This window comes from Pseudomonas tensinigenes (genome assembly GCF_014268445.2).
GTDB classification, from domain to species: Bacteria; Pseudomonadota; Gammaproteobacteria; order Pseudomonadales; family Pseudomonadaceae; genus Aquipseudomonas; species Aquipseudomonas tensinigenes.
This window is the reverse complement of sequence record NZ_CP077089.1, coordinates 6,261,945-6,285,754: the sequence shown is the minus strand read 5'-3', so window position 1 is coordinate 6,285,754 and position 23,810 is coordinate 6,261,945. Positions and strand designations below refer to the sequence as shown.

Here is a 23,810-nt window from a genome sequence, read left to right as displayed (position 1 = left end):
TTCAGCTTCGCTGCAGCAATCCTCTTATGGCCAGAAATGCCGGAACACCCAGCCCGACCCAGCTCAGCGCATCCCAAATCCCATCCCCAAGCAACGCCGCAAACAACCCTGCCGCACTGAGCAACGCAATCACGATCGGCGTGCTGAACACCTTCCAGAAATTCGACTGACGCGGCTTCATGTAGACGCCTCCGCCGTTTCCAGCACAGGCTTCGCCGCTTTGCGCCGCACCACCCACAGATACACGCCGCTGCCGAGCACGATGATCGTCAGCACATCGAGGGTGGCCCAGAGGATTTTCATTGGCATGCCGCCGTAGTCACCGAAGTGCAGCGGCTGCGACATGCCCATGGCGTCCATGTACCACGGCCGTTCGGCCACCGCAGTGACCTGCAGCGTGGTCGCATCGATCAGCACCGGGGTCAGCAGATGCGAAGTCAGGTGCGTACCGCCCTTCATGAACACCGAGTAATGGTGCTCACTGGAAAAGCGTGTTCCGGGAAAGGCAATGAAGTCTGGTTTCATCTCCGGCGCAACTTCAGCAGCGATGTCGAGCAAACGCGTGGCCGGCGCCAGGTGCGTCAGCGGTGGCGCATCGCGGTACGGTTCGATCAGCGCAGTCAGTGCTTCATTGCGCCACGCCGCGATCAACAAGTCGGCGCAGGCGCTGATCACACCGGTCACGCCGACCACCAAGGCCCAGGTCAGGGTGACGACACCGATCAGGTTGTGCAGGTCGAGCCAGCGCAGGCGGGTGGATTTGTCCTGGCGCACCGTGCCGAACTTCAAGCGGCGCATGAACGGCAAATACAGCACCGTCCCGGACACGATGGCCACGACAAATAGCAGCCCCATGAACGCCAGCAGCAACTTGCCCGGCAGCCCGGCAAACATGTCGACATGCAGGCGCAGGATAAACAGCATCAAGCCGCCGTTGGCCGACGGGGTTTCCAGCGCTTCACCGGTACGTGCGTCGAGCATGAAGGTGTGCGAGGAGTTCGGTTCGGTGCCGGCGGTTTTCGCCATGATCGCGAACGCCGCGTTCGGGTCTTCATCGTCATAGCCGAAGTACTGCATGACTTCGCCCGGTCGATGTTTCTGCGCGGCATCCACCAGTTGCTGCAGATTGAGCTGCGGCGTGTCGGCCGGCATCTCCTGCAGCTCCGGCGCGTTGCCCAGCAAATGGTCGATTTCATGGCTGAAAATCAACGGCAGACCGGTCAGTGCCAGCATCAGCAAAAACACGGTGCAGACCAGGCTGGTCCACGTATGCACGAACGACCAGCGGCGGATTGTTTTACTTTTCATTTCATGACCTTCAAAAACACCAAAGCCGTCCACGAGGGACGGCCAGGTAACAGGGCCTGTTTCAGCTCAATCGCTTACCACTTGTAAGTGGCGCTGGCGACGACACTGCGCGTGTCGCCGTAGTAGCAGTAGAAGCTGTCGCAGGTGGAAATGTATTCCTTGTCGAACAGGTTGGTTGCGTTGACGGCCAGCGACGCGCCTTTGAGGCTGTTGTCCAGACGGCCGAGGTCGTAATGCACACTCGCGTCGAACACGGTGTAGGCGTCCGCCTTGCCCAGCCAGGTATTGGCCTTGTCGCCGTAGGTGTTGCCGGTGTAACGCACGCCACCGCCAATGCCGAAGCCGTCGAGGACGCCGGCGTGCCAGGTGTAGTCAGTCCACAGCGACGCTTGCTGGTTCGGCATCAGTTGCAGGCGATTGCCCTTGTCGACGCCATTCTGCACTTCCGATTTGGCCAAGGTGTAGGCAGCGATGACTTTCAGGTTATCGGTCACATCGGAAACCGCTTCCAGCTCCAGGCCTTTGACTTTCACTTCGCCAGTCTGGCTGGTGATCGACACGTTGTTGACGAAGGTGTTGACCGAAACGTTCTTCTGGGTGAGGTCATACACGGCGGCGGTCAGCAGGGTTTTGCTGCCCGGTGGCTGGTATTTGATGCCCAGTTCCCACTGCTTGCCTTCGGTCGGTTTGAGCGAGCCGGTCGAGGTGGCGTCGGCGCCCGTGGTCGGCTGGAAGGATTCGGCGTACGACAGGTACGGCACGAAACCGTTGTCGAAGACATAACTGAGCGCTGCGTTGCCGCTGAAGGCCTTGTCACGCTGGGTGTTGGTGGCATCGCCCTTGTTGATGAATTTGGTGCTGGTGTGCACCCAGTCTTCACGGCCGCCGAGGGTCAGGCGCCACTGGTCGAGGGCCATCTGGTCCTGCACGTACAGGCCGGTCTGGTAGGTCTTCTGGTCGTAATCGTAAAACGCCGTCGAGCGCGCCGGACGTACGATCGGCTGACCGTAGATCGGCGTGATGACGTTGGTTGGCAGGCCATCACCGAAGATCGAGGTGTAGTTGGTGTTGCTGCGCTGGTGATCCAGACCCAGCAGCAGGGTGTGGCGGATGTCACCGGTGGCGAAGTCGGCCTGGAAGTTGTTGTCGACGGCGAACTGGCTGATGTCTTCGTCGACGCTGGTGCTGGTGCGGTTTACGTTGCCCTGAGCATCGACTTGCGCGAATGGGTAGGAACCCGGCGTCAGCGACTGGAACGACAGATCCGACTTGGTGTAGCGCAGGTTTTGCTTGAACTGCCAGACATCGTTCAGACGATGTTCGAAGGCGTAGCCCAGCGCGTAGTAGGTGCGATCGTAATATTCCCAGTCCGGATCACCCAGATTCTTGTGGTGAGAAATATCACCGAGCGGTGACTTGATCTTGGTGCCCTGCACCGGCAGGAACTGGCTGGTGATGCCGGTATCGTCGCGGGTGAACTGGCTCAGCAGGGTGAGCTTGGTGTCGTCGTCGATGTTCCAGGTCAGGCTCGGTGCGATGTTGTAGCGCTTGTTGTCGACGTGATCGACCTGCGTGCCACTGTCGCGCACCACACCGCTGAGACCGTAAAGAAACTGGCCGGCGTCATCGATCTTGCCGGTGCTGGCGAAGTTGATCTGACGATGGTTGTCGCTGCCGTATTGCAGCTGGATTTCGTTGCTGGCTTCTGCACTTGGGCGACGGCTGACCATGTCCAGCAAACCGCCCGGCGGGGTCTGGCCGTAAACCGAAGAGGCTGGGCCGCGCAGCAGGGCGAGGCGGTCGAGGTTCCAGGTTTCCTGTTTCGGGTTGGCGTACACGCCTTTCGGCAGCGGCAGGCCGTCGAGGAACTGGGTCGGTTCGAAACCGCGCACACGCAGCCAGTCGGCGCGGGTGTCGCTGCCGTAGCTGCTGGCGGTGATGCCCGGCATGTAGCGCACAGCATCGTCGAGACTGTGCACGCTGCGGTCGTCCATTTGCTGGCGGGTAGCGACGGAGATCGAACGCGGCGCTTCGACCAGCGCGGTGTCGGTCTTGCTGCCAGCGGCGGTGCGGGTGGCGGTGTAGCCTTCGACCGGGCCCCAGGCGCTTTCGAAGTTTTCCACGCCGATGACCGAAGTTTCCGGCAGGGCCAGCGTCCCTTCAGGCACGGCCACGAGGGTATAGGTGCCGGTGCTGCTTTGCTCCAGTTGCAGACCGGTGCCGCGCAGCGCTGCGCGCAGAGCGCCTGCCGCATCGTACTGGCCGTTGACCGGTGCCGAAGTCTTGCCCGCCGCTAGCGACGGATTCAGCGACAGCGCAATGCCGCCTTGGCTGGCGATCTGGTTCAGGGTGGTCGACAGTGGCGCCGCCGGCAGATTGTAGGCGCGCGCGCTGGACGCTTGTTCAGCGGCAAGCAACGGACTGCTGATCAGCGGCGCGCTGAGCGCGATGGCGACGGCCAGCAGACTGGGGCGCAACAAAGTGTCTAGCGAACGGGACATACGGCGGCTCCTGAATGGAAATATTTCTCAATTGCCTGTGTGCCGGATGAAAAGCAAAAAGTGATAGGGCTGGATGAAAATAATTTTTATTAGCTGGAAATAGTGTTGCCGCGGATGACGCCTTCGCGAGCAGGCTCGCTCCCACATTTGGAATACATTCTCCTGTGGGAGCGAGCCTGCTCGCGAAAGCGATAGTTCTACCAGCCCACTACTCAGGCTTGATATCAGCCTTCGCGACTGTGACCCAATACGGCGTATGCCGCTCGATCTGCACCGGCAAAGTCGGCAGCAATGCGCTCAGGGCCTTATCGGTGTCATGCAGCGGAAAACTACCGGTAATCCGCAGGTCCGCCACGTCCGGTGCCACGCCCAGATGCCCGCGACGATAACGCCCGAGCTCATGCACCAGATCGCCAAGGCGTGCGTTATCCACCACCAGCATGCCGCGCGTCCAGGCGTCGGCGCCGGGGTTGAGCGCGACAATCGAACCCAATCCGTCACTGCGCAGCAGCACTTGCTGGCCTTCATGGAGGATTTGCTCTTCAGGATTGGATTGCGGGTGCGCCGCGACCGCCGACTGCAACACGCTCAGGCGCGTGCCTGCTTCTTCGCGCTTGACCAGAAAGCGCGTACCCAAGGCGCGCATGCTGCCTTCGCGGGTTTCAACGATGAACGGGCGCGCATCGCCATGACCGGTCTCGACGAGAATTTCGCCCTCCTGCAACACGATCAGCCGGCGCTTGTCATCGAACCGCACATCCACCGCACTGTGGGTATTGAGATTCAGCACAGTGCCATCCGCCAGGTGCACGGTGCGCTGTTCGCCCGTAGCAGTGCGTTGATCGGCGAGCCAGTAATCCAGCGGCATAAACCGTTCGCTGGCGAAAAGCCCCACACCGACAAGCACCACGACGCTGGTCAGCCCACTGCCAAGTTTGCGCACCCGCCGGCGAATGCCCTCGCGTGATTGCAGCAGCGCACTGCGCGCCGGCCCTTTGGCCACGCTGAAACGCTGATCGAGCATGCCCAGTTGCCGCCACGCACGGGCGTGTTCTTCATGGGCCGCATGCCATTTGGCGAACTCTTCGCGCTCCAGCGGACTGCTCGAGTCGAGGGTCAGTTGCCAGGCAATCGCCGCATCCAGCACATGCGCCGGCACCGGTCTGGAACTGGCCGGGCTCACGTCGGCTCACCGTACAGGGCGATGTAGCACTGACGAATGCCTTGCGCCAGATACTGGCGCACACGCGGCACCGAGACGCCGAGCTTGTCGGCGATCTCGGCATGGCTGAGGCCATCGAGGCGGTTATAAAGGAAAGCGGCGCGGGCCTTGGTCGACAGTTTGCCGAGCAAGCGGTCGATGGCTTTGAGGTCTTCGAGGATCATTTGCTGTTCTTCCACCGACGGTTGCTCGCCTTCGGGGATCAGCATCAGTTCGGTGAGGTAGGCCTGTTCCAGCGCCGCACGGCGGAAGTAGTCGAACAGCAGGCCTTTGGCGATCGCCACCAGAAAGGCGCGCGGCTCGCGGGGTGTCAGCATTTCGTCGCGACCGAGCAGACGCACAAAGGTGTCCTGACTCAGGTCTTCGGCACGCTGCGGACACGCCACATTGCGTCGCAGCCATGCCAACAGCCAACCACGATGGTCGCGATACATCGCACCGACGAGCTCACTGTTAGGGCTTTGGACTGACGACACCGGACATCACCGATTGGGAAATGTTAACTAACGCGAATTGTTCGCGATTGTGGCAGAGGTGGGAATGGTTAGCAATTGGCCACTGGTCAGGTGGGCGGTTAAAGGCAGGCCCTCACCCTAGCCCTCTCCCAGAGGGAGAGGGGACCGATCGGGGGATATTCTGGAGGTACACCGACCTGAACGATTTTCAGCGAATCCTCAATCGACTCGGTCTTTCAGGTCGATGTAAGGCTTCAGACACCACGGTCGGCCCCCTCTCCCTCCGGGAGAGGGCTGGGGTGAGGGCGATGGATCTTGGACTCGACTCAACTTCAGAACGAAGGCGCCTGCTGCCGCCGCTTCCACTGACTCAACCGCTGTTGCAAGTTCAACGGACTATGAATCTGCTGCCCCCGCGCCCGGCTGAACAGAATCAACGCCAGCTCCGCCGTCGCCAACGCATCGGCACTCGCGTTATGCCGCTCGAACACCTCAAGCTTGAACCAGTCGATCCACTCATCCAGCCCGGCCTCACGAATGTGCGCCTGCGGACACACCAGCGGTGCAATGTCGGCGACATCCAGAAACACCTGCTGCAACTTGTGCCCCAGATGTTCCTTCAACGCGCGCCCGAGCATGTGCTGATCGAACGGCGCATGAAACGCCAGCACCGGGCTGTCACCGACAAACTCCATGAACTCCAACAATGCTTCGGCCGGCTCACTGCCCGCCGCAATCGCATTCGGCCCCAGACCGTGAATCAACACGCTGGGACTAAGCTTCAACTCCCGGCATTGCAGCGTCCGCTCGAACTGCTGGCTGAAATCGATCGCGCCATCCTCGATCACCACAGCACCAATCGACAGCACACGATCCTTGTTCAGGTTGAGTCCGGTGGTTTCCAGATCCAGCACCACCCAACGTTGTTCACGCAACGTGCATTCGCGCAGTTCGGTAATCGCCGGCAGCTGCGCCAGACGCTGCTGGAAATCCACCGGCACCACCGCACTCGCCGGGCGCAGCCACGAGAACAGGCTCATAGCTGATACCGCAAGGTCAGGCTGCTTTGCAGGCGTTGAGCCTGTCGCAGGGATTCCCGCAGGATGCGCCGGTCGAGGTGATTGAGGCTGTCGGGATCGACGCGATTGGAGTACGGCTGGTTCTCGCGGGTCTGCAGTTGATGTTGCTGCATGCGCGTCTGCTGAATGAAGTGATAGGCCTCTTCATACGCCGCGCCATCCAGTCGCTCGATGACTTCTTTCTCGACCAACTGCCGGAAGCGTTCGAGGGTGTTGTTGGCGTCGATACCGTTGGCCAGCGCCAGCAAGCGTGCGCCGTCTACAAACGGCGTCAGGCCTTGAACCTTGAGATCCAGCGTGGCTTTCTCGCCGTTCTTGCGCGCCAGGACAAACTCGCGGAAACGCCCCACCGGCGGGCGATTGCGCAGGGCGTTCTCGGCCATCATGCGCTGGAACAAACGGTTGTCGCCGACCTGATCGAGAATGCCCCGGCGCAGTTGTTCACAGCCTTGTTCATCACCCCAGACCACGCGCAAGTCGAAATAAATACTCGACCCGAGCAGATTCTCCGGCGTCGCTTCACGAATAAAAGCTGCAAAACGCCGTGCCCATTCCGCTCGCGACAAACACAGCTCGGGATTGCCGGCCATGATGTTGCCTTTGCACAGGGTGAAGCCGCACAGCGCCAGACTCTGGTTGATCTGCTGGGCAATCGGCAGCAGCTTGCCGCGAATCTCCGCCGCATGGGCGGCATCGCGGGCGTCGAACAGAATGCCGTTGTCCTGATCGGTGTGCAGGGTCTGCTCGCGGCGGCCTTCGCTGCCGAAACACAGCCAACTGAACGGCACGCCGGGATCGCCTTTTTCCGCGAGAGTCAGTTCGATCACCCGGCATACGGTGTGGTCGTTGAGCAGGGTGATGATGTGGGTGATCTGCGTCGAAGAAGCGCCGTGGGCGAGCATGCGTTCGACCAGTTGGCCGATCTCACCACGCAGGCTCACCAGTTGTTCGACGCGTTGCGCGCTGCGAATCGTCCGCGCCAGATGCACCAGATCGACCCGTTGCAGCGAGAACAGATCGCGCTCGGAAACCACGCCGCACAGGCGCTGATCCTTGACCAGACAGACGTGGGCGATATGCCGTTCGGTCATGGCAATCGCCGCATCGAACGCGCTGTGATCCGGCGAAAGATAAAAGGGCGAAGGCGTCATGTGGCGCTCGATGGCTTCACTGAAATCGCCGATGCCTTCGGCCACGACATGGCGCAAATCGCGCAGGGTGAAAATCCCCAGCGGGGCCTTGTGCTCATCCACCGCAACGATGCTGCCGACCTGCTGTTCGTGCATCAACTTCACCGCTTCGCGCAGTGGCGTGTCGGGGCTGCAGGTTACCGGGTGACGCATGGCCAGTTCGCCGAGGCGAGTGTTCAGCGAGTACTGGGTGCCGAGGGTTTCCACGGCTTTCTGCTGCACTTGCTGATTGACCTGATCGAGCAGGCTGCTGACCCCGCGCAAGGCGAAATCACGGAAGGCGTTGGAGAGGGCGAACAGCTTGATGAACGCCAGTTTGTTCAGTTGCAGACAGAAGGTGTCTTCGCCGGCCAGATGCTCGGTGCGCGTCGCGCGTTCGCCGAGCAACGCGGCCAGCGGAAAGCATTCGCCGGTGGTGATTTCAAACGTGGTCTCGGTGCCGGGTTTGGTGATGTGCTGGCGTTCGCCGACCACCCGGCCCTGCTTGACAATATAGAAATGTTCGACCGGGCCGTCGACGGGTTTGATGATGCTCTCGCCCTGGCCGTAAAAACGCAGCTGACATTGCTCCACCAGATACGCGAGGTGGGCGTGTTCCATCTGATTGAAGGGCGGGAAGCGCTGGAGGAATTGCAGGGTGCCCTGAATGTTCTGCAATACCGCGGTTTTCCCTGCCTGGGTGAAGGCGTCCGCTTTACTCATAACCATTACCGCAGTCTTTTTCGAATTGTTGTTGTCGGATCGTTACGGCCATGGTCGACCCCTACGGACAGGGTGCCCATTGGACGTAAGTCTAGGTTTTGCCACCATTGGCGTAGTTTCGGAGATGCCCTACGCAAACAGTCGGAAATTCCCTTGTTTGCCCACTTGGAAAAAAATCCGACGAAGTGCACATTGAAGCTCTGCTTAGCGATGTCTGACGACTGTGCCAGGTGATTGATTTGAAAACGTAGAGAATGCCATGTCCGACCACGATATTTTGAGCGACGCCGAGCGTGAAGCGCTCAGCGCTGTAATGCTCGAACCCGACTTGCCGCCGCAGCGCGTACTGATCGTCGATGACGACAAGGACGCCCGGGAGCTGTTGTCGGAGATTCTCGCGTTGGACGGCATTCGTTGCCTGACCGCAGCCAGTGGCGAGACTGCGCTGAAGATGCTTGAAGACAAACCTTCGATCGGCCTGGTCATCACCGATCTGCGTATGGGCCATGTCGGTGGGCTTGAGCTGATTCGGCAAGTGCGTGAGTCGGTGCGGGCGGCGATGCCGATCATCATTGTTTCGGGTGATGCTGATGTGAAAGACGCGATTGCGGCGATGCATTTGAGCGTGGTGGATTTTCTGCTCAAGCCGATTGATACGGGCAAGTTGCTCGGTCTGGTCAAACACGAGTTGGGTATCGATCCTTAAAAGCCCCTCACCCTAGCCCTCTCCCAGAGGGAGAGGGGACTGACCCGAGGTGAATATTCGAGGTACACCGACCTGAAATTCCTCAGTCGAACTCCGGTTTTGAAAAGCACAAAGATCGGCCCCCTTTCCCCTCTAGCCTGGGCAATTCCTGAGCCGAGCTCAGATTTTGAAAAGCACAGAGATCGGCTCCCTTTCCCCTCTAGCCTGGGCAATTCCTGAGCCGAGCTCAGATTTTGACAAGCACAGAGATCGGCTCCCTTTCCCCTCTAGCCTGGGCAATTCCTGAGCCGAGCTCAGATTTTGAAAAGCACAGAGATCGGCTCCCTTTCCCCTCTAGCCTGAGCAATTCCTGAGCCGAGCTCAGATTTTGAAAAGCATACAGATCTGCTCCCTTTCCCCCTCTACCCCTTGGGGGAGAGGGCTGGGGTGAGGGGGGGCGATCTCAAGCCCACCACAAATACCAGCCCAAACCGCACAAACAAAAAAGCCCTGATCTTTCGATCAGGGCTTTTTCATGTCCGGCATTCAGCGCAAGTTACAGGCCGTTGGCCTTCTTGAACTCGCGACGACGACGGTGCAATACCGGCTCGGTGTAACCATTCGGCTGTTTGGTACCTTCAACCACCAGTTCGACCGCCGCCTGGAAGGCGATGTTGCTGTCGAAGTTCGGTGCCAGCGGACGGTACAGCGGGTCGTTGGCGTTTTGACGATCCACCACCGGCGCCATGCGCTTGAGGCTTTCCATCACTTGCGCTTCGGTCACCACACCGTGGCGCAGCCAGTTGGCGATGTGTTGGCTGGAGATCCGCAGCGTGGCACGGTCTTCCATCAGGCCGACGTCATTGATGTCCGGTACTTTCGAACAGCCAACGCCCTGGTCGATCCAGCGCACCACGTAACCAAGAATGCCCTGGGCATTGTTGTCCAGTTCGTTCTTGATCTGCTCTGGCGTCCAGTTCGGGTTGACGGCCAGCGGGATGGTCAGGATGTCGTCGACCGACGCGCGAGCACGTTTGGCCAGTTCGGCCTGACGGGCGAACACGTCGACTTTGTGGTAGTGCAGCGCGTGCAGTGCAGCGGCAGTCGGCGATGGAACCCAAGCGGTGTTGGCGCCAGCCAATGGGTGCGCGATTTTCTGCTCAAGCATCGCGGCCATCAGATCCGGCATCGCCCACATGCCTTTACCGATTTGCGCACGACCTTGCAGGCCGGTGCTCAGACCGATATCGACGTTCCAGTTTTCGTACGCGCCGATCCACTTCTCAGCCTTCATGTCAGCCTTGCGCACCACCGGGCCGGCTTCCATCGAGGTGTGAATTTCGTCGCCGGTGCGGTCGAGGAAACCGGTGTTGATGAACACCACGCGCTCGCTGGCAGCCTTGATACAGGCCTTGAGGTTGACCGTGGTACGGCGCTCCTCGTCCATGATCCCGACTTTCAGAGTGTTGCGCGTAAGGCCCAACACGTCTTCGATGCGACCGAACAGCTCGTTGGTGAACGCCGCTTCTTCCGGGCCGTGCATCTTCGGTTTAACGATGTAGACGGAACCTGTGCGGGTGTTGCGGCGCGAGGTGTTGCCGTTGAGGTTGTGCATCGCCGCGAGGCAAGTGACCAGACCGTCGAGGATGCCTTCCGGCACTTCGTTGCCGTCTTTGTCGAGGATCGCGTCGATGGTCATCAGGTGGCCAACGTTACGCACGAACAGCAGCGAACGACCGTGCAAAGTCACTTCACCGCCATTCGGCGCGGTGTAGGTGCGATCCGGGTTCATGGTGCGGGTGAAGGTCTGGCCACCCTTGGACACGGATTCCGCCAGGTCGCCCTTCATCAGGCCGAGCCAGTTGCGGTAGATCACCACTTTGTCGTCGGCATCGACAGCGGCCACGGAGTCTTCGCAGTCCATGATGGTGGTCAGCGCCGCTTCCATCAGGATGTCTTTGACGCCGGCGGCATCGGTCTGGCCAACCGGGGTGGTGGCGTCGACCTGGATTTCGAAGTGCAGACCGTTGTGTTTCAGCAGGATCGCGATTGGCGCGTTGGCGTCGCCCTGGAAACCGATTAATTGTGCATCGTCGCGCAGGCCAGTGTTGCTGCCGCCCTTGAGGGTGACCAGCAGTTTGCCGTCAGCGATTTTGTAGCCGGTCGAGTCAACGTGAGAGCCAGCAGCCAATGGCGCAGCTTCGTCGAGGAAAGCACGGGCGAAGGCGATGACTTTGTCGCCACGCACCTTGTTGTAGCCTTTGCCTTTTTCCGCGCCACCGTCTTCGCTGATCGCGTCGGTGCCGTAGAGGGCGTCATACAGCGAACCCCAGCGGGCGTTCGAGGCATTGAGAGCGAAGCGGGCGTTCATCACCGGCACAACAAGTTGCGGGCCGGCGGTACGGGCGATTTCATCATCGACGTTTTGCGTCGTTGCCTGGAAATCAGCCGCTTCTGGCAGCAGATAACCGATTTCTTGCAGGAAGGCTTTATAGGCCACGGCGTCGTGCGCCTGACCGTTGCGTTCCTGGTGCCAGGCATCGATACGAGCCTGGAAGTCATCGCGTTTGGCGAGTAGGGCTTTGTTCTTCGGCGCCAGGTCATGAATGACCTTGTCGGCACCTTCCCAGAATTTGTCGGCGGTGAGGCCGGTACCGGGAATGGCTTCGTTGTTCACGAAGTCGAACAGGACTTTGGCGACCTGCAGGCCACCGACTTGAACGTGTTCAGTCATTGCTTGCCTCACTCTGCTCAGCTATTTCGCTTTTCAGCTCTTCAATTTTGACAATGAAGCCTCTGGCCATTTAAACCACAAACCTGCCGACCAGTACATGCCATTGCGGGCGGCTGGGCTGGGACCAATCAAAGGCTTGGGGCCTTGCTGACGGGGCTTTCAGGGTTGCGAACAGGCCTTGGGCAGACATCGATCCGGCGTTATGTAGTGCGCGCTGCGGCATACTACATGATGAGTTGCGCTTGTGAAAATCAGACTAATTACGTCGTTCTGCGACCTCATGTCGCATTGCGGTCACATCGCGGAACGGGATGTTCTCAAAAAACCATTGGATTGTTCCAGCTAAATATAAAAAGTTGTACACATAAATGCTATTTGGCTGCTATGGCAGCGGTTTATGTGGGAGCGAGCCTGCTCGCGAAAGGGTCGGTCGCCTCAACGCAAATTCGACCCTTGCCTATACTTCCCCTTCTATAACAAAAGTCATGACAAGAGGGCTGCGCCATGGACCATCTCGTACTCACTGTTTTCGCCCCGGACAAGCCCGGACAGGTCGAGCGCATCGCCCAATGCATCGCCGAGCACGGCGGTAACTGGCTGGAAAGCCGCATGTCGAGGATGGCCGGGCAGTTCGCCGGGATTCTTCGGGTGGGCGTGCCGGCAGAGGCTTACGACGAATTAGTCGATTCCCTACAAGCATTGTCGACGCATGGCATTCGCGTACTGATTGCCGAGAGTGGCATTGAGCAGTCCTGCACATGGAAGCCGATCGCGATGGAGCTGGTGGGCAATGACCGGCCCGGCATCGTCCGCGATATAACCCGGCTGTTGAGCGAGCAGGGCGTCAACCTTGAGCGACTGGTGACGGAAGTGCGTCCGGCACCGATGAGCAGCGAGCCGCTGTTTCACGCCGAAGCAATTCTTGCGGTGCCGCTGACCTTGTCGCTCGACGTCTTGCAGTCGCGCCTGGAAACCCTGGCCGACGATCTGATGGTCGAACTGGTGTTACGCACAGATGTTTAAGGGTCGATCAGGTTATCCAGTTTAAACGTGCACCTGCCTGTGGATAACCTGTAGAGACCGGGCGCAGCGTCAAGCCGGCCGGGGCTTGCGCGGAACTGATCAAAAAACCGCCAACATTCAGTGACTTGCGCACAAACGGCGGGGATCACGCTGTGGATAACCTTGGGAAGGAACGATGCAGGCCACGAGAACCGTGGCCTGCGAGGGTTTGTGCGTTTTTTGATCAGCTGCGCCGACGCAAACTGATCACCGCATCGACGCTGTAAACGGCCAGACCGGCCCAAATGAAGATAAACGCCACCAGTGTGCTGGACGATAGATGCTCACCGAACAGCAGCACCGCTTGCAACAGCACCAGGGTCGGCGCCAGGTATTGCAGGAAACCGATCGTGGTGTACGGCAAGTGGCGCGTGGCGGCGTTGAAGCACACCAGTGGGATCAACGTCACCGGCCCGGCCGCCACCAGCCACCAGGCTTGGGACGTGGTCCAGAACTCCGGTTGAGCGCTGGTCGCGGTCTGGTTGAACAGCAGCCAGGCAATCGCGATCGGCACCAGCATCCAGGTTTCCACCACCAGCCCCGGCAACGCCTTGACCGGCGCCTGTTTGCGGATCAGACCGTAGAAGCCGAACGTCAGCGCCAGCACCAGCGACACCCACGGCAGACTGCCGACCTGCCACATCTGTTGCGCGACACCGACCGCCGCCAGACCGACCGCAATCCACTGCATCCGCCGCAAGCGTTCGCCGAGAATCAACATCCCCAACAGCACGTTTACCAACGGGTTGATGTAATAACCGAGGCTCGCCTCAAGCATGCGCCCGTTATTCACCGACCACACGTAGGTCAGCCAGTTAGCCGCGATCAACGTGCCGCTCAGCGCCAGAATCGCCAAGCGTTTGGGGTTGTCGAGCAGTTCGCGCAACCAGCCCGGGTGTTTCCACACCATCAGCAGCAGCGCACCGAACAGCGCCGACCACAGCACCCGATGGATGATGATCTCGACCGCCGGCACTTCGGCGATGGCTTTGAAGTAGATCGGGAACAGGCCCCAGATGATGTAGGCACTCAGGCCCAGAATGTACCCGCGACGCGGGTTGGCGGCTTGCATGCAGAATCCTTGCTTAGGCAGCTAACAAAGGAGGGATTGTAAGGAGATTTGTCGGCGAGTGCCGTAGCGCAATGGTCGGGAAATTGTGAACACCGAAATTGTGGGAGCGAGCCTGCTCGCGAAGGCGTCGTTTCAGTCGACATCAGTGTCGAATGTCAGTCCGTATTCGCGAGCAGGCTCGCTCCCACAAGGATATTGGTGAATCAGAAGAGTTTCAGCGGTTCTTCGTTGAGCGCGGACAATTGCTCACGCAACGCCAACACCTGATCACCCCAATAGCGCTCGGTGCCGAACCACGGAAAGCTGTGCGGGAAAGCCGGGTCATCCCAACGGCGCGCCAGCCAAGCGCTGTAGTGCATCAGACGCAAGGCACGCAACGGTTCGATCAGCGCCAGTTCACGCGGGTCGAAGTCGTGAAACTCGTTGTAGCCATCCATCAATTCCGACAACTGCCCCAGGCATTCCTGACGATCCCCGGCGAGCATCATCCAGATGTCCTGCACCGCCGGGCCCATGCGGCAGTCGTCGAGGTCGACGATGTGGAACATCTCGTCACGGCACATCATGTTGCCGGGGTGGCAATCGCCGTGCATGCGGATGTTCTGGTGCGGTGTGTTGGCGTAAGCATCTTCCACGCGCTTGAGCAGGTCGCGGGCGACGGACTCGTAGGCCGGCAGCAGGCTTTTCGGAATGAAGTTGCCTTCGAGCAAGGTGTTCAGCGAGGCGTGGCCGAAGTTCTGCACAGCGAGAGCTTCGCGGTGTTCAAACGGCTTGGTCGCGCCGACCGCGTGAATCCGCCCGAGCAACTGGCCGAGGCGATACAGCTGATCAAGGTTGCCCGGCTCCGGCGCACGACCGCCACGACGCGGGAACAGGGTGAAGCGGAAACCGGCATGCTCGTGCAGGGTTTCGCCGTTGTGGATCAGCGGCGCTACCACCGGGATTTCGACGTCGGCCAGTTCGAAGGTGAATTGGTGCTCTTCGAGGATGGCTTCGTTGGTCCAGCGTTGCGGACGGTAGAACTTGGCAATCAGCGGTTCGGAGTCTTCGATGCCGACCTGATAAACGCGGTTTTCGTAGCTGTTCAGCGCCAGAATGCGCGCATCGCTGAGGAAGCCGATGCTTTCAACGGCATCGAGCACGAGGTCGGGGGTGAGGGTTTCAAACGGGTGGGCCATGCTGACTCCTGCGCGCAGCAGGCTGCCGCGTCCGGCCCAGCATGGTAGCGCAGATGGCAGCGGGGGAGGTGGTTGGTGTCTGGGCGGGCCTCTTCGTCGGAACGCCGCCCGGAGCAGGCTCGCTCCCACAGGATCTTCAGTGTGCACACTATCTCATGCACACAGACGATCCAATGTGGGAGCGAGCCTGCTCGCGAAAGCGCTTTATCAGGCGCCGACGATCCCGCCATCCTCCCGAGTAATCGCCATCACCGACGACCGCGGCTTGCCATTCGGCAAATGCTCAGGGAAGGTCGACCCGCCGTTCTCCCCCGGATGCTGAATCCCGACAAACAGGGTCTTCTGATCCGGCGAGAAGCTGATCCCCGTGACCTCACAACCAATCGGCCCGACCATGAAGCGGCGAATCTCACCGGTCTTGGGATCGGCGCAGAGCATCTGGTTATTGCCCATCCCGGCAAAGTCCCCGGCGTTGCTCGAATCACCGTCAGTCAGAATCCACAAGCGCCCGGCCTTGTCGAAGCCCAAACCGTCCGGGCTGTTGAACATGTTCTGCGGAGTAATGTTCTTCGAGCCGCCCTTCGGCGTCCCGGCATGCACGCCCGGGTTGCCGGCGACCACAAACAGATCCCAGGCAAACGTCTTCGCCGCGTGATCGTCGCGGTCGGTGCGCCAGCGCAGGATCTGCCCGTAAACGTTTTTCTCACGCGGGTTCGGTCCGCCCACTGGTTGCCCGTCTTCGCCGCGCTTGGCGTTGTTGGTCAGGGTGCAATAGACCTGGCCGTCTTTCGGACTGACGACGATCCATTCCGGGCGGTCCATGCGCGTCGCGCCGACGACACTGGCGGCGAGGCGCGCATGGATCAGCACTTCGGCCTGATCGGCGAAACCGCTGCTGGCGTCGATGCCGTTCTTGCCGTGGGTCAGCTCGATCCATTGGCCTTGGCCTTTCGGGTGATCGGGGTTGCTGTCGCCGGCATCGAACTTGGCCACGTACAGGGTGCCGTGGTCGAGGATGTCGCGGTTGGCCTTGGCGTTGCGGTGGTTGATGCGGTCGCGGCTGACGAATTTGTAGATGAACTCGCCACGCTCGTCGTCGCCCATGTACACCACGGCGCGACCGTCGTCGGTCTCGGCCAGTGCGGCGTTTTCATGCTTGAAGCGGCCCAGCGCGGTGCGTTTGACCGGAGTCGATTGCGGATCGAACGGATCGATCTCGACCACCCAGCCGTGTCGGTTGAGTTCGTTGGGGTTTTTCGCCATGTCGAAGCGCGGGTCGTACGGGTGCCAGTTGATCTCGCGGCTGGCGGCCGAGACGCCGTAGCGTTTTTGCGCCGGGTCAAACTGCTGCTGGGCATTGCTGCTGCCGAAACAGTCGGTGAAGTTTTCTTCGCAGGTCAGGTAAGTGCCCCACGGCGTTTTACCGTTGGCGCAGTTCTGGAACGTACCGAGGACTTTCTTGCCGTGTTTGTCTGCGGCGGTTTTCATCAGTTCGTGACCGGCCGCCGGGCCGCTGATACGCAGCGGCGAGTTGCCGTGAATGCGGCGGTTGTAGCGCGAGCCCTGAACGAACTGCCACTGACCGTTTTTGCGCTGCACTTCGATCACCGAAACGCCTTCGCAGGCCAGAGCCTTGCGCACGTCTTCGGCCGATTGCGGCATGCCGCCGTGCGGGTAGAGGTAGCGGTAGTTGGTGTATTCGTTGTTGATCGCCATCAGCGCGCGGTTGCGGTCGTCGGGGAAGGCGAACAGGCTCATGCCGTCGTTGTTGTCGCCGAACTGCACTTCCTGTGCGGCAGCGGTGCCATTACCGCTCGGGTCGAACGCCGGGCCGTTCTTTTGCAGGGGCTGACCCCAACTGATCAGCACCGAAGACTTGTAGCCCTTGGGCAGCGTGATGACATCGGTGGTCGCAGCGGGAATGCTCTCGAAACCGAGCAGGCGGCTGTTACCGGCGCTGACACCGGTGGCCAGTGCGCTGCGGCTCAACAGACTGCCGCCGAGGAACATTGCCGCCCCGCACAGCGCACCGGCGCCGATGAAGCCGCGACGGCTGAGGCCGACCATTTTTTCCAGGTCAGTGGATTGGTTTTCTTCTAATAGGCTCACATCAGGCTCCCTGCTTGGTTTTGGCAGCTACCTTAATGAGCGTCGATGACGCTTTCGTTGCAGCGCCTGATTACAGCGGCGTGCCGATCAGCACATTGGACGGGGAAAACTGCACCTGCACCGGTTGTTCCACCGTCAGCCCGCGAGTGCGCAAATCGAGCGGTTCAGCCAGGGCGCAGAGGGTATGGCCGTTGGGCAGGGTAATCCGTACTTCGCTCGGGCCGTCCTCGGCGTCGAGAATCGCTTCGATAGTGCCCTTCAGAAGATTGTGACCAGACGTTGCAGATTGCGCGCTGCCGAGCAATTCCAGCCAGCCAGCCTTGATCAGCGCCACCACTTCGGTCCCGCTTTGCAGCTCCAGATGCACGGTGCTGTCGTGGGTAATCTGCGCGTCAAGGTGCAGCCCTTCGGCCAGTTCGAGGCGGATCAGGTCATTGCGGCCCTGCGCTTCGATCGCCACGACTTTGCCGTGCAACTGGTTGCGCGCACTGGTTCTGAGCATCAGGCGCCCGAGCAGATCGAGGTCGCTGGCATCTTCCGCCGCTTCCAGCACCTGCGCTTGCAAGGCCTGGAGTTTTTGGTAGAGGCGCAAAACGCGTTCGCCTTCGCTGGAGAGTTTCGCGCCGCCACCGCCCTTGCCACCGACGGCACGCTCGACCAATGGTTTTTGTGCCAGGTTGTTCAACTCATCAATGGCATCCCACGCGGCTTTGTAGCTCAGGCCTGCGCTCTTTGCGGCGCGGGTGATCGAGCCCTGCTCGGCGATGTGTTGCAGCAAGGCGATGCGCTGCGGACGGCGGACGATGTGCTGGGACAGCAGGGAGGGCATGGACATGAATGGATGCTTTTTTGTGGCGGTGGACGTGGAAATTGGGCGCTAGCGACGCGAGAGTCAAGCCTGACGCAAGTCTCCCTGTGGGAGCGAGCCTGCTCGCGAAAGCGGAGTTTCAGCCAGCATAAATGTGGAATGTGCTGACCCCTTCGCGAGCAGGCTCGCTCCCACAGGGGATTGCGCAATATTCAGGCTCCGGGTTTTGGCGTGCGGGCGAGACAATAGACATCGACCCGCGCGGCGCCAGCGTTCATCAGCAACCGGGCCAGTGCCTGTGCGGTCGCGCCAGTGGTCAGCACATCATCAACCAGCGCGAAATGTCGGTCTTTTATCTGCGCATCCGGCATGAGGTTGAAAGCATTACGCAGATTGCGTTTACGCGCCTTGGCATCAAGATCCTGCTGGGCGTCGGTCTCCTTGACTCGCCGCAGAACCTGTTCTTCGCACGGCAGATCCAGCGACTGACTCAACCACCGCGCCAACATAGCCGCCTGGTTGAACCCCCGCTGGCGCAGACGCTTACCAGCCAGCGGCACCGGCAACAACACATCGGGCCTTGGCAAACCCTCATCGAAGCGATGTTGCAGGTATTGCCCGAGAACGTCGGCGAGCAGGTGGCCAAACGGCCATTTCGCATTGTGTTTAAACCGCGTAATCAAACTGTCGACCGGGAAGCCATACAGCCACGGCACCACCACCTGTTCGAACGCCGGCGGCTCTAGCAGGCACTCACCACAGGTCAGGCCCGCTGCGACCAACGGCAAAGCGCAGGTGACGCAGTGCTCGCCGAGCCACGGCAGTTCGGTTTCACAGGCCACGCAAATTGGCATTTCTGCGTCTGCCGGCTCATCGCAAAGCAAGCAGGGTTGTACGTTATTTAAACAGATGTAAACCAGTCCTTCGTATCGTGGTTGACAGCGCATGACTCTTCCTTAAATATGCCGAACATCCGTGTAGCGCCTGTGGGTATTCCGTTCCCGCAGCCGCCAGCCAAGCATAACCAAGGAACTACCCATGAGCGCGAGCACCACCGCCACCCTGCGTCACGACTGGTCTTTGGCCGAAGTCAGAGCACTCTTCGTACAGCCCTTCAACGACTTGCTGTTCCAGGCGCAGACGGTGCACCGTGCACATTTCAACGCCAACCGCGTTCAGGTCTCGACCCTGCTGTCGATCAAGACCGGCGCCTGTCCGGAAGACTGCAAGTACTGCCCGCAGTCCGGTCACTACAACACCGGCCTTGAAAAAGAAAAGCTGATGGAAGTGCAGAAGGTCCTCGAAGAGGCTGCCCGCGCCAAGGCCATCGGTTCGACACGTTTCTGCATGGGCGCAGCCTGGAAGCATCCGTCGGCGAAAGACATGCCGTACGTGCTGAAAATGGTTGAAGGCGTGAAGGCCATGGGCCTGGAAACCTGCATGACCCTCGGTCGTCTCGATCAGGATCAGACCGAAGCGCTGGCCAAGGCCGGGCTCGATTACTACAACCACAACCTCGACACGTCGCCGGAGTTCTACGGCAGCATCATCACCACCCGTACTTACAGCGAGCGTCTGCAGACCCTGGCTTACGTGCGTGAGTCGGGGATGAAGATCTGCTCCGGCGGCATCCTCGGCATGGGCGAGTCGCTGGATGACCGCGCCAACCTGCTGATCCAGTTGGCCAACCTGCCGGAGCATCCGGAGTCGGTGCCGATCAACATGCTGGTGAAAGTTGCCGGCACGCCACTGGAAAATGCCGAAGACATCGACCCGTTCGACTTCATCCGCATGCTCGCCGTGGCGCGCATCCTCATGCCGCAATCCCATGTGCGCCTGTCCGCCGGCCGCGAAGCGATGAACGAGCAGATGCAGGCCCTCGCCTTCTTCGCCGGTGCCAACTCGATTTTCTACGGCGACAAACTGCTGACCACCGCCAACCCGCAGGCGGACAAAGACATGCAACTGTTTGCGCGTCTGGGCATCCAGCCGGAAGCCCGTGAAGAGCATTCCGATGAGGTTCACCAAGCTGCAATTGAGCAGGCATTGGTCGAGCAGAAGAGCAGCGAGCAGTTCTATAACGCCGCGGTTTAAAGCTGCGCGGATTCCTCTGAAGGAATGCAAAACCCCTGTGGGAGCGAGCCTGCTCGCGAAAGCGGTGCCTCAGTCGACATTGATGTTGGATGTGAAGGCCTATTCGCGAGCAGGCTCGCTCCCACAAGGGATCTGTGTCACTTGAAAGTCGAGGCCTGCATGTCTTTCGATCTCGCCGCACGCCTTGCTGCCCGTCGTGCCGAAAACCTCTATCGCCAGCGACCGCTGCTCGAGTCCCCGCAGGGGCCGGAAGTGGTGGTCGACGGCAAACCGCTGCTCGCGTTCTGCAACAACGATTACCTCGGTCTGGCCAATCACCCGCAAGTGATCGAAGCCTGGCGCGCCGGCGCTGAACGTTGGGGTGTCGGGGGTGGCGCCTCGCATCTGGTGATCGGCCACAGCGGCCCGCATCACGCCCTTGAAGAAGCTTTGGCTGACCTCACCGGTCGCCCGCGTGCGCTGCTGTTCACCACCGGTTACATGGCCAATCTCGGTGCGGTCACGGCGCTGGTCGGGCAGGGCGATACGGTGCTGGAAGATCGCCTCAATCACGCTTCGTTATTGGATGCGGGTCTGTTGTCTGGCGCGCGTTTCAATCGCTATCTGCACAACGACGCGGTGAGCCTGGCCAAACGCCTGGAGAAAGCCACCGGCAATACGTTGGTAGTCACCGACGGTGTGTTCAGCATGGATGGCGATCTCGCGGATCTGCCGGCACTCGCCCGTGAAGCCAAGGCCAAAGGCGCGTGGTTGATGGTCGATGACGCTCACGGTTTCGGGCCGCTGGGTGCGGATGGCGGCGGCATCGTCGAGCATTTTGGTTTGAGTCAGGATGACGTGCCGGTGCTGGTCGGCACCCTCGGCAAAGCCTTCGGCACAGCAGGGGCATTTGTCGCTGGCAGCGAAGAGTTGATCGAAAGCATGATCCAGTTCGCCCGCCCGTACATCTACACCACCAGCCAGCCACCGGCGCTGGCCTGCGCGACCCTGAAAAGTCTGGAGCTGCTGCGCACTGAACACTGGCGTCGTGAACATCTGCAGACGTTGATTCGCCAATTCCGCCAGGGCGCCGAGCAGATTGGTCTGGAGCTGATGGACAGCTTTACGCCGATCCAGCCGATCATGATTGGCGATGCCGGGCGCGCGGTGCGCCTGTCGCAGATGTTGCGCGAGCGCGGTTTGATGGTCACCGCGATTCGTCCGCCAACCGTGCCCGCTGGCAGCGCTCGCTTGCGCGTGACCCTGACCGCCGCCCACAGCGAGGCGCAGGTGCAGCTATTGTTAGAGGGACTGGCCGATTGCTTTGCCCAACTGTCGTCGGAGCCAAGCCATGCGTAATCGCCTGATTCTGCTGCCCGGCTGGGGCCTCGGCGTGTCGCCGATGGAGCCTCTGGCTGCGGCGTTGCAAGGCCTTGATGAACATCTGAAAGTCGACATCGAGCCGCTGCCGGAACTGGATTCCAGCGACCTGCAGGACTGGCTCGACGAACTTGATGAAAGCATTCCTCAGGACGTCTGGCTGGGTGGCTGGTCGTTGGGCGGCATGCTCGCGTCCGAGCTGGCGGCACGGCGTGGCGAGCGTTGCTGCGGTTTGCTGACGCTGGCGAGCAATCCTTCTTTCGTTGCCCATGAGCAGTGGCCGAACGCGATGCCCGGCGAGACTTTCGACGCGTTTCTCGCCGGTTGCCAGGCTGATCCGCGCACAACTCTCAAACGCTTCTCGCTGCTCTGTGCTCAAGGCGCGCAAGACCCGCGCGGCTTGTCGAGGTTGCTGCTGGGCGGCGCGCCAAATACTGCGCCGTCGGCGTTGATGGCGGGATTGGAATTGCTTGCGCAAATGGACACCCGCGAAGCGCTGCAGGCTTTTCGTGGCCCGCAGTTTCATTTGTTCGCCGGACAGGACGGCTTGGTCCCGGCGGAAGCGGCGGGGGCATTGTTCGCCCTGTTGCCGGATATCGAAATAGGTCTGATCGAACAGGCCTGTCATGCGTTCCTCCTGGAAGACCCCCACGGACTGGCGGGCGCTATCCAGGCTTTTTTACATGAGTGCGGTGATGACTGATTTGTCTCTTGTGCTGCCTGGCGGCTTGCCTGACAAGCGTCAGGTCGCAGCCTCTTTCTCTCGTGCGGCGGCCAGTTACGACAGCGTCGCCGAGTTGCAACGTGATGTCGGTACACAGTTGATTGAGCGTTTGTCGCAGGAATTTGTGCCTGCGCGTTGGCTGGATCTGGGTTGTGGCACGGGTTATTTCACCCGCGCGCTGGCTTCGCGGTTTGCCGAGGGCCACGGTCTGGCGCTGGATATCGCCGAGGGCATGCTCGATCACGCGCGGCCATTGGGTGGCGCTGAGTATTTTATTGCTGGTGATGCCGAGCGCCTGCCGCTGCAGGATTCGACCTGCGACCTGATCTTCTCCAGCCTCGCCGTGCAGTGGTGCGCGGACTTCGATGCAGTGCTCAGCGAAGCTTTTCGCGTGCTGAAACCGGGTGGGATCTTCGCGTTTGCTAGTCTTTGTGCAGGGACGCTGTTTGAGTTGCGCGACAGCTGGCGGCAGGTCGACGGGATGGTGCACGTCAATCGCTTCCGCGAGTTTGCCCGCTATGAACAATTGTGTGCGGCCAGTGGCTTGCGCACGTTGAGTCTGGAGAATCAACCGCACGTGCTGCATTACCCGGATGTGCGCAGTTTGACCCATGAGTTGAAAGCCTTGGGCGCGCACAATTTGAACCCGGGGCGGCCGGGCGGTTTGACCGGGCGGGCGCGGATTCTCGGTTTGGTCGACGCTTACGAGCAGTTCCGTCAGGCGTCGGGGTTGCCGGCGACTTATCAGGTGGTCTACGCCGTGTTGGAGAAACCCGTATGAGCACAGCCTATTTCATCACCGGAACGGATACCGATGTCGGCAAGACCACGGTCGCCGCCGGGTTGCTGCATGCAGCGCGTTCGGCAGGGCTAAGTACGGCGGCGGGCAAACCGGTGGCGTCAGGGTGCGAGGTGACGCCCAAGGGTTTACGCAACTCCGATGCATTGGCGCTATTGGCCGAATGTTCGCTGCCGCTGACTTATCAACAGGTCAATCCGGTGGCGTTCGAGCCGGCGATTGCTCCGCACTTGGCAGCGCGCGAGGCCGGAGTAGCGTTGACCGTGCAATCGCTGCTGGGGCCGATGCGTGAGATTCTGGCGATGCATGCCGATTTCACTCTGATCGAAGGCGCGGGTGGCTGGCGGGTGCCGTTGGCCGATCAGGACAATTTGTCGGATCTGGCGATTGCGCTGAAGTTGCCGGTGATTCTGGTGGTGGGCGTGCGGCTGGGGTGCATCAGTCATGCCTTGCTGACGGCGGAGGCGATTGCCCGTGATGGGCTGCAACTGGCCGGGTGGGTGGCGAATATCATCGATCCGAAGACTTCACGGCTGGAAGAAAACCTCGCGACGTTGGCCGAGCGGATTCCGGCGCCGTGCCTGGGGCGCGTGCCGAAACTCAAGGCCCTGAGCGCAGAAGCGGTGGCGGATCATTTGCAACTGGATCTGCTCGACTAAGCTTTTCTCTATGGGCAGGCACTGTGCCATTAGTGTTTTTGACGGGTGTTTTTCTGGCGCCTCTGCTTCA

At 60.5% G+C, this 23,810-nt stretch carries 20 protein-coding genes; 7 read left to right on the top strand and 13 right to left on the bottom strand.

Going from position 1 to position 23,810, the window contains the following annotated elements:
* Position 1: 1 nt before the first annotated feature.
* The 7 genes from HU718_RS27985 to HU718_RS27955 all read right to left on the bottom strand — a co-directional run bounded on the left by HU718_RS27985 (position 2) and on the right by HU718_RS27955 (position 8,457).
* Positions 2–181 (bottom strand): hypothetical protein, encoded by a 180-nt coding sequence (locus HU718_RS27985; RefSeq protein WP_077574808.1) that lies wholly within the window; start codon positions 179–181, stop codon positions 2–4.
* Positions 178–1,308: a PepSY-associated TM helix domain-containing protein gene (locus tag HU718_RS27980; RefSeq protein ID WP_186616329.1), complete on the bottom strand. Its 1,131-nt coding sequence runs from the start codon at positions 1,306–1,308 to the stop codon at positions 178–180. The genes HU718_RS27985 and HU718_RS27980 overlap by 4 nt, the downstream gene beginning before the upstream one ends.
* Before the next feature lie 74 nt (positions 1,309–1,382).
* A complete protein-coding gene (locus tag HU718_RS27975) occupies positions 1,383–3,809 on the bottom strand; it encodes a TonB-dependent siderophore receptor (RefSeq protein ID WP_186616328.1) in 2,427 nt (808 codons plus the stop codon).
* Between the two features lie 208 nt (positions 3,810–4,017).
* Positions 4,018–4,992 (bottom strand): FecR domain-containing protein, encoded by a 975-nt coding sequence (locus tag HU718_RS27970; RefSeq protein ID WP_186616327.1) that lies wholly within the window; start codon positions 4,990–4,992, stop codon positions 4,018–4,020.
* The gene (locus HU718_RS27965; RefSeq protein WP_189684071.1) at positions 4,989–5,465 is read right to left on the bottom strand and encodes an RNA polymerase sigma factor; all 477 of its coding nucleotides are present in this window, start codon (positions 5,463–5,465) and stop codon (positions 4,989–4,991) included. Before HU718_RS27965 ends, HU718_RS27970 begins: the two co-directional genes overlap by 4 nt.
* A gap of 353 nt (positions 5,466–5,818) precedes the next feature.
* The gene (locus tag HU718_RS27960; protein WP_186616326.1) at positions 5,819–6,526 is read right to left on the bottom strand and encodes a 3'-5' exonuclease; all 708 of its coding nucleotides are present in this window, start codon (positions 6,524–6,526) and stop codon (positions 5,819–5,821) included.
* On the bottom strand, positions 6,523–8,457 hold the full coding sequence (locus tag HU718_RS27955; RefSeq protein WP_302471979.1) for a putative nucleotidyltransferase substrate binding domain-containing protein: 1,935 nt from the start codon (positions 8,455–8,457) through the stop codon (positions 6,523–6,525). Before HU718_RS27955 ends, HU718_RS27960 begins: the two co-directional genes overlap by 4 nt.
* A gap of 259 nt (positions 8,458–8,716) precedes the next feature.
* Here HU718_RS27955 and HU718_RS27950 point away from each other — a divergent pair, with 259 nt between their 5' ends.
* The gene (locus tag HU718_RS27950) at positions 8,717–9,163 is read left to right on the top strand and encodes a response regulator (RefSeq protein ID WP_150708211.1); all 447 of its coding nucleotides are present in this window, start codon (positions 8,717–8,719) and stop codon (positions 9,161–9,163) included.
* Positions 9,164–9,698: 535 nt separating this feature from the next.
* Here HU718_RS27950 and HU718_RS27945 read toward each other — a convergent pair.
* Complete coding sequence (locus tag HU718_RS27945; RefSeq protein ID WP_186616324.1) at positions 9,699–11,876, bottom strand: malate synthase G; 2,178 nt, start codon at positions 11,874–11,876, stop codon at positions 9,699–9,701.
* A gap of 504 nt (positions 11,877–12,380) precedes the next feature.
* On the opposite strand from HU718_RS27945, the gene HU718_RS27940 reads away from it, so the two are divergent.
* On the top strand, positions 12,381–12,899 hold the full coding sequence (locus HU718_RS27940) for a glycine cleavage system transcriptional repressor (protein ID WP_007910018.1): 519 nt from the start codon (positions 12,381–12,383) through the stop codon (positions 12,897–12,899).
* Between the two features lie 223 nt (positions 12,900–13,122).
* Here the strand turns inward: HU718_RS27940 and rarD are convergent, their stop codons facing one another.
* The 5 genes from rarD to HU718_RS27915 form a co-directional block, all read right to left on the bottom strand.
* Positions 13,123–14,010 carry an EamA family transporter RarD gene (gene rarD, locus HU718_RS27935; RefSeq protein ID WP_186616323.1) on the bottom strand — a complete coding sequence of 296 codons (888 nt, stop codon included), beginning with the start codon at positions 14,008–14,010 and terminating at the stop codon, positions 13,123–13,125.
* 203 nt (positions 14,011–14,213) lie between these two features.
* Positions 14,214–15,188: a serine/threonine protein kinase gene (locus tag HU718_RS27930; protein ID WP_110720743.1), complete on the bottom strand. Its 975-nt coding sequence runs from the start codon at positions 15,186–15,188 to the stop codon at positions 14,214–14,216.
* A 207-nt stretch (positions 15,189–15,395) separates the two neighbouring features.
* Positions 15,396–17,297, bottom strand: a complete 1,902-nt coding sequence (locus tag HU718_RS27925) for a PhoX family protein (protein WP_150730227.1) — start codon at positions 17,295–17,297, stop codon at positions 15,396–15,398.
* Between the two features lie 70 nt (positions 17,298–17,367).
* Entirely contained in the window at positions 17,368–18,132 is a 765-nt protein-coding gene (locus tag HU718_RS27920; RefSeq protein WP_186616322.1) for a TOBE domain-containing protein, read from the bottom strand.
* A 185-nt stretch (positions 18,133–18,317) separates the two neighbouring features.
* Positions 18,318–19,052: a ComFC family protein gene (locus HU718_RS27915; protein WP_186616321.1), complete on the bottom strand. Its 735-nt coding sequence runs from the start codon at positions 19,050–19,052 to the stop codon at positions 18,318–18,320.
* A 91-nt stretch (positions 19,053–19,143) separates the two neighbouring features.
* Between HU718_RS27915 and bioB the strand changes: the two genes are divergently transcribed.
* The 5 genes from bioB to bioD all read left to right on the top strand — a co-directional run bounded on the left by bioB (position 19,144) and on the right by bioD (position 23,740).
* The gene (gene bioB, locus HU718_RS27910) at positions 19,144–20,199 is read left to right on the top strand and encodes a biotin synthase BioB (protein WP_129395794.1); all 1,056 of its coding nucleotides are present in this window, start codon (positions 19,144–19,146) and stop codon (positions 20,197–20,199) included.
* A gap of 159 nt (positions 20,200–20,358) precedes the next feature.
* Positions 20,359–21,537 (top strand): 8-amino-7-oxononanoate synthase, encoded by a 1,179-nt coding sequence (gene bioF, locus HU718_RS27905; protein ID WP_186616320.1) that lies wholly within the window; start codon positions 20,359–20,361, stop codon positions 21,535–21,537.
* Positions 21,530–22,261 carry an alpha/beta fold hydrolase gene (locus tag HU718_RS27900; RefSeq protein WP_186616319.1) on the top strand — a complete coding sequence of 244 codons (732 nt, stop codon included), beginning with the start codon at positions 21,530–21,532 and terminating at the stop codon, positions 22,259–22,261. The genes bioF and HU718_RS27900 overlap by 8 nt, the downstream gene beginning before the upstream one ends.
* The gene (bioC, locus tag HU718_RS27895) at positions 22,254–23,063 is read left to right on the top strand and encodes a malonyl-ACP O-methyltransferase BioC (RefSeq protein WP_186616318.1); all 810 of its coding nucleotides are present in this window, start codon (positions 22,254–22,256) and stop codon (positions 23,061–23,063) included. The genes HU718_RS27900 and bioC overlap by 8 nt, the downstream gene beginning before the upstream one ends.
* A complete protein-coding gene (bioD, locus tag HU718_RS27890) occupies positions 23,060–23,740 on the top strand; it encodes a dethiobiotin synthase (RefSeq protein WP_186616317.1) in 681 nt (226 codons plus the stop codon). Before bioC ends, bioD begins: the two co-directional genes overlap by 4 nt.
* The last annotated feature ends 70 nt before the right edge of the window (positions 23,741–23,810 follow it).

Bases quoted from the DNA above. Each gene is read 5' to 3' on its own strand.
- HU718_RS27920 (WP_186616322.1), bottom strand. From the start codon at position 18,132: ATGTCCATGCCCTCCCTGCTGTCCCAGCACATCGTCCGCCGTCCGCAG.
- HU718_RS27945 (WP_186616324.1), bottom strand. From the start codon at position 11,876: ATGACTGAACACGTTCAAGTCGGTGGCCTGCAGGTCGCCAAAGTCCTG.
- bioD (WP_186616317.1), top strand. From the start codon at position 23,060: ATGAGCACAGCCTATTTCATCACCGGAACGGATACCGATGTCGGCAAG.
- HU718_RS27975 (WP_186616328.1), bottom strand. From the start codon at position 3,809: ATGTCCCGTTCGCTAGACACTTTGTTGCGCCCCAGTCTGCTGGCCGTC.
- rarD (WP_186616323.1), bottom strand. From the start codon at position 14,010: ATGCAAGCCGCCAACCCGCGTCGCGGGTACATTCTGGGCCTGAGTGCC.
- HU718_RS27940 (WP_007910018.1), top strand. From the start codon at position 12,381: ATGGACCATCTCGTACTCACTGTTTTCGCCCCGGACAAGCCCGGACAG.
- bioF (WP_186616320.1), top strand. From the start codon at position 20,359: ATGTCTTTCGATCTCGCCGCACGCCTTGCTGCCCGTCGTGCCGAAAAC.
- HU718_RS27900 (WP_186616319.1), top strand. From the start codon at position 21,530: ATGCGTAATCGCCTGATTCTGCTGCCCGGCTGGGGCCTCGGCGTGTCG.
- HU718_RS27960 (WP_186616326.1), bottom strand. From the start codon at position 6,526: ATGAGCCTGTTCTCGTGGCTGCGCCCGGCGAGTGCGGTGGTGCCGGTG.
- bioC (WP_186616318.1), top strand. From the start codon at position 22,254: ATGACTGATTTGTCTCTTGTGCTGCCTGGCGGCTTGCCTGACAAGCGT.
- HU718_RS27980 (WP_186616329.1), bottom strand. From the start codon at position 1,308: ATGAAAAGTAAAACAATCCGCCGCTGGTCGTTCGTGCATACGTGGACC.
- HU718_RS27985 (WP_077574808.1), bottom strand. From the start codon at position 181: ATGAAGCCGCGTCAGTCGAATTTCTGGAAGGTGTTCAGCACGCCGATC.
- HU718_RS27965 (WP_189684071.1), bottom strand. From the start codon at position 5,465: ATGTATCGCGACCATCGTGGTTGGCTGTTGGCATGGCTGCGACGCAAT.
- bioB (WP_129395794.1), top strand. From the start codon at position 19,144: ATGAGCGCGAGCACCACCGCCACCCTGCGTCACGACTGGTCTTTGGCC.
- HU718_RS27950 (WP_150708211.1), top strand. From the start codon at position 8,717: ATGTCCGACCACGATATTTTGAGCGACGCCGAGCGTGAAGCGCTCAGC.
- HU718_RS27955 (WP_302471979.1), bottom strand. From the start codon at position 8,457: ATGAGTAAAGCGGACGCCTTCACCCAGGCAGGGAAAACCGCGGTATTG.
- HU718_RS27930 (WP_110720743.1), bottom strand. From the start codon at position 15,188: ATGGCCCACCCGTTTGAAACCCTCACCCCCGACCTCGTGCTCGATGCC.
- HU718_RS27915 (WP_186616321.1), bottom strand. From the start codon at position 19,052: ATGCGCTGTCAACCACGATACGAAGGACTGGTTTACATCTGTTTAAAT.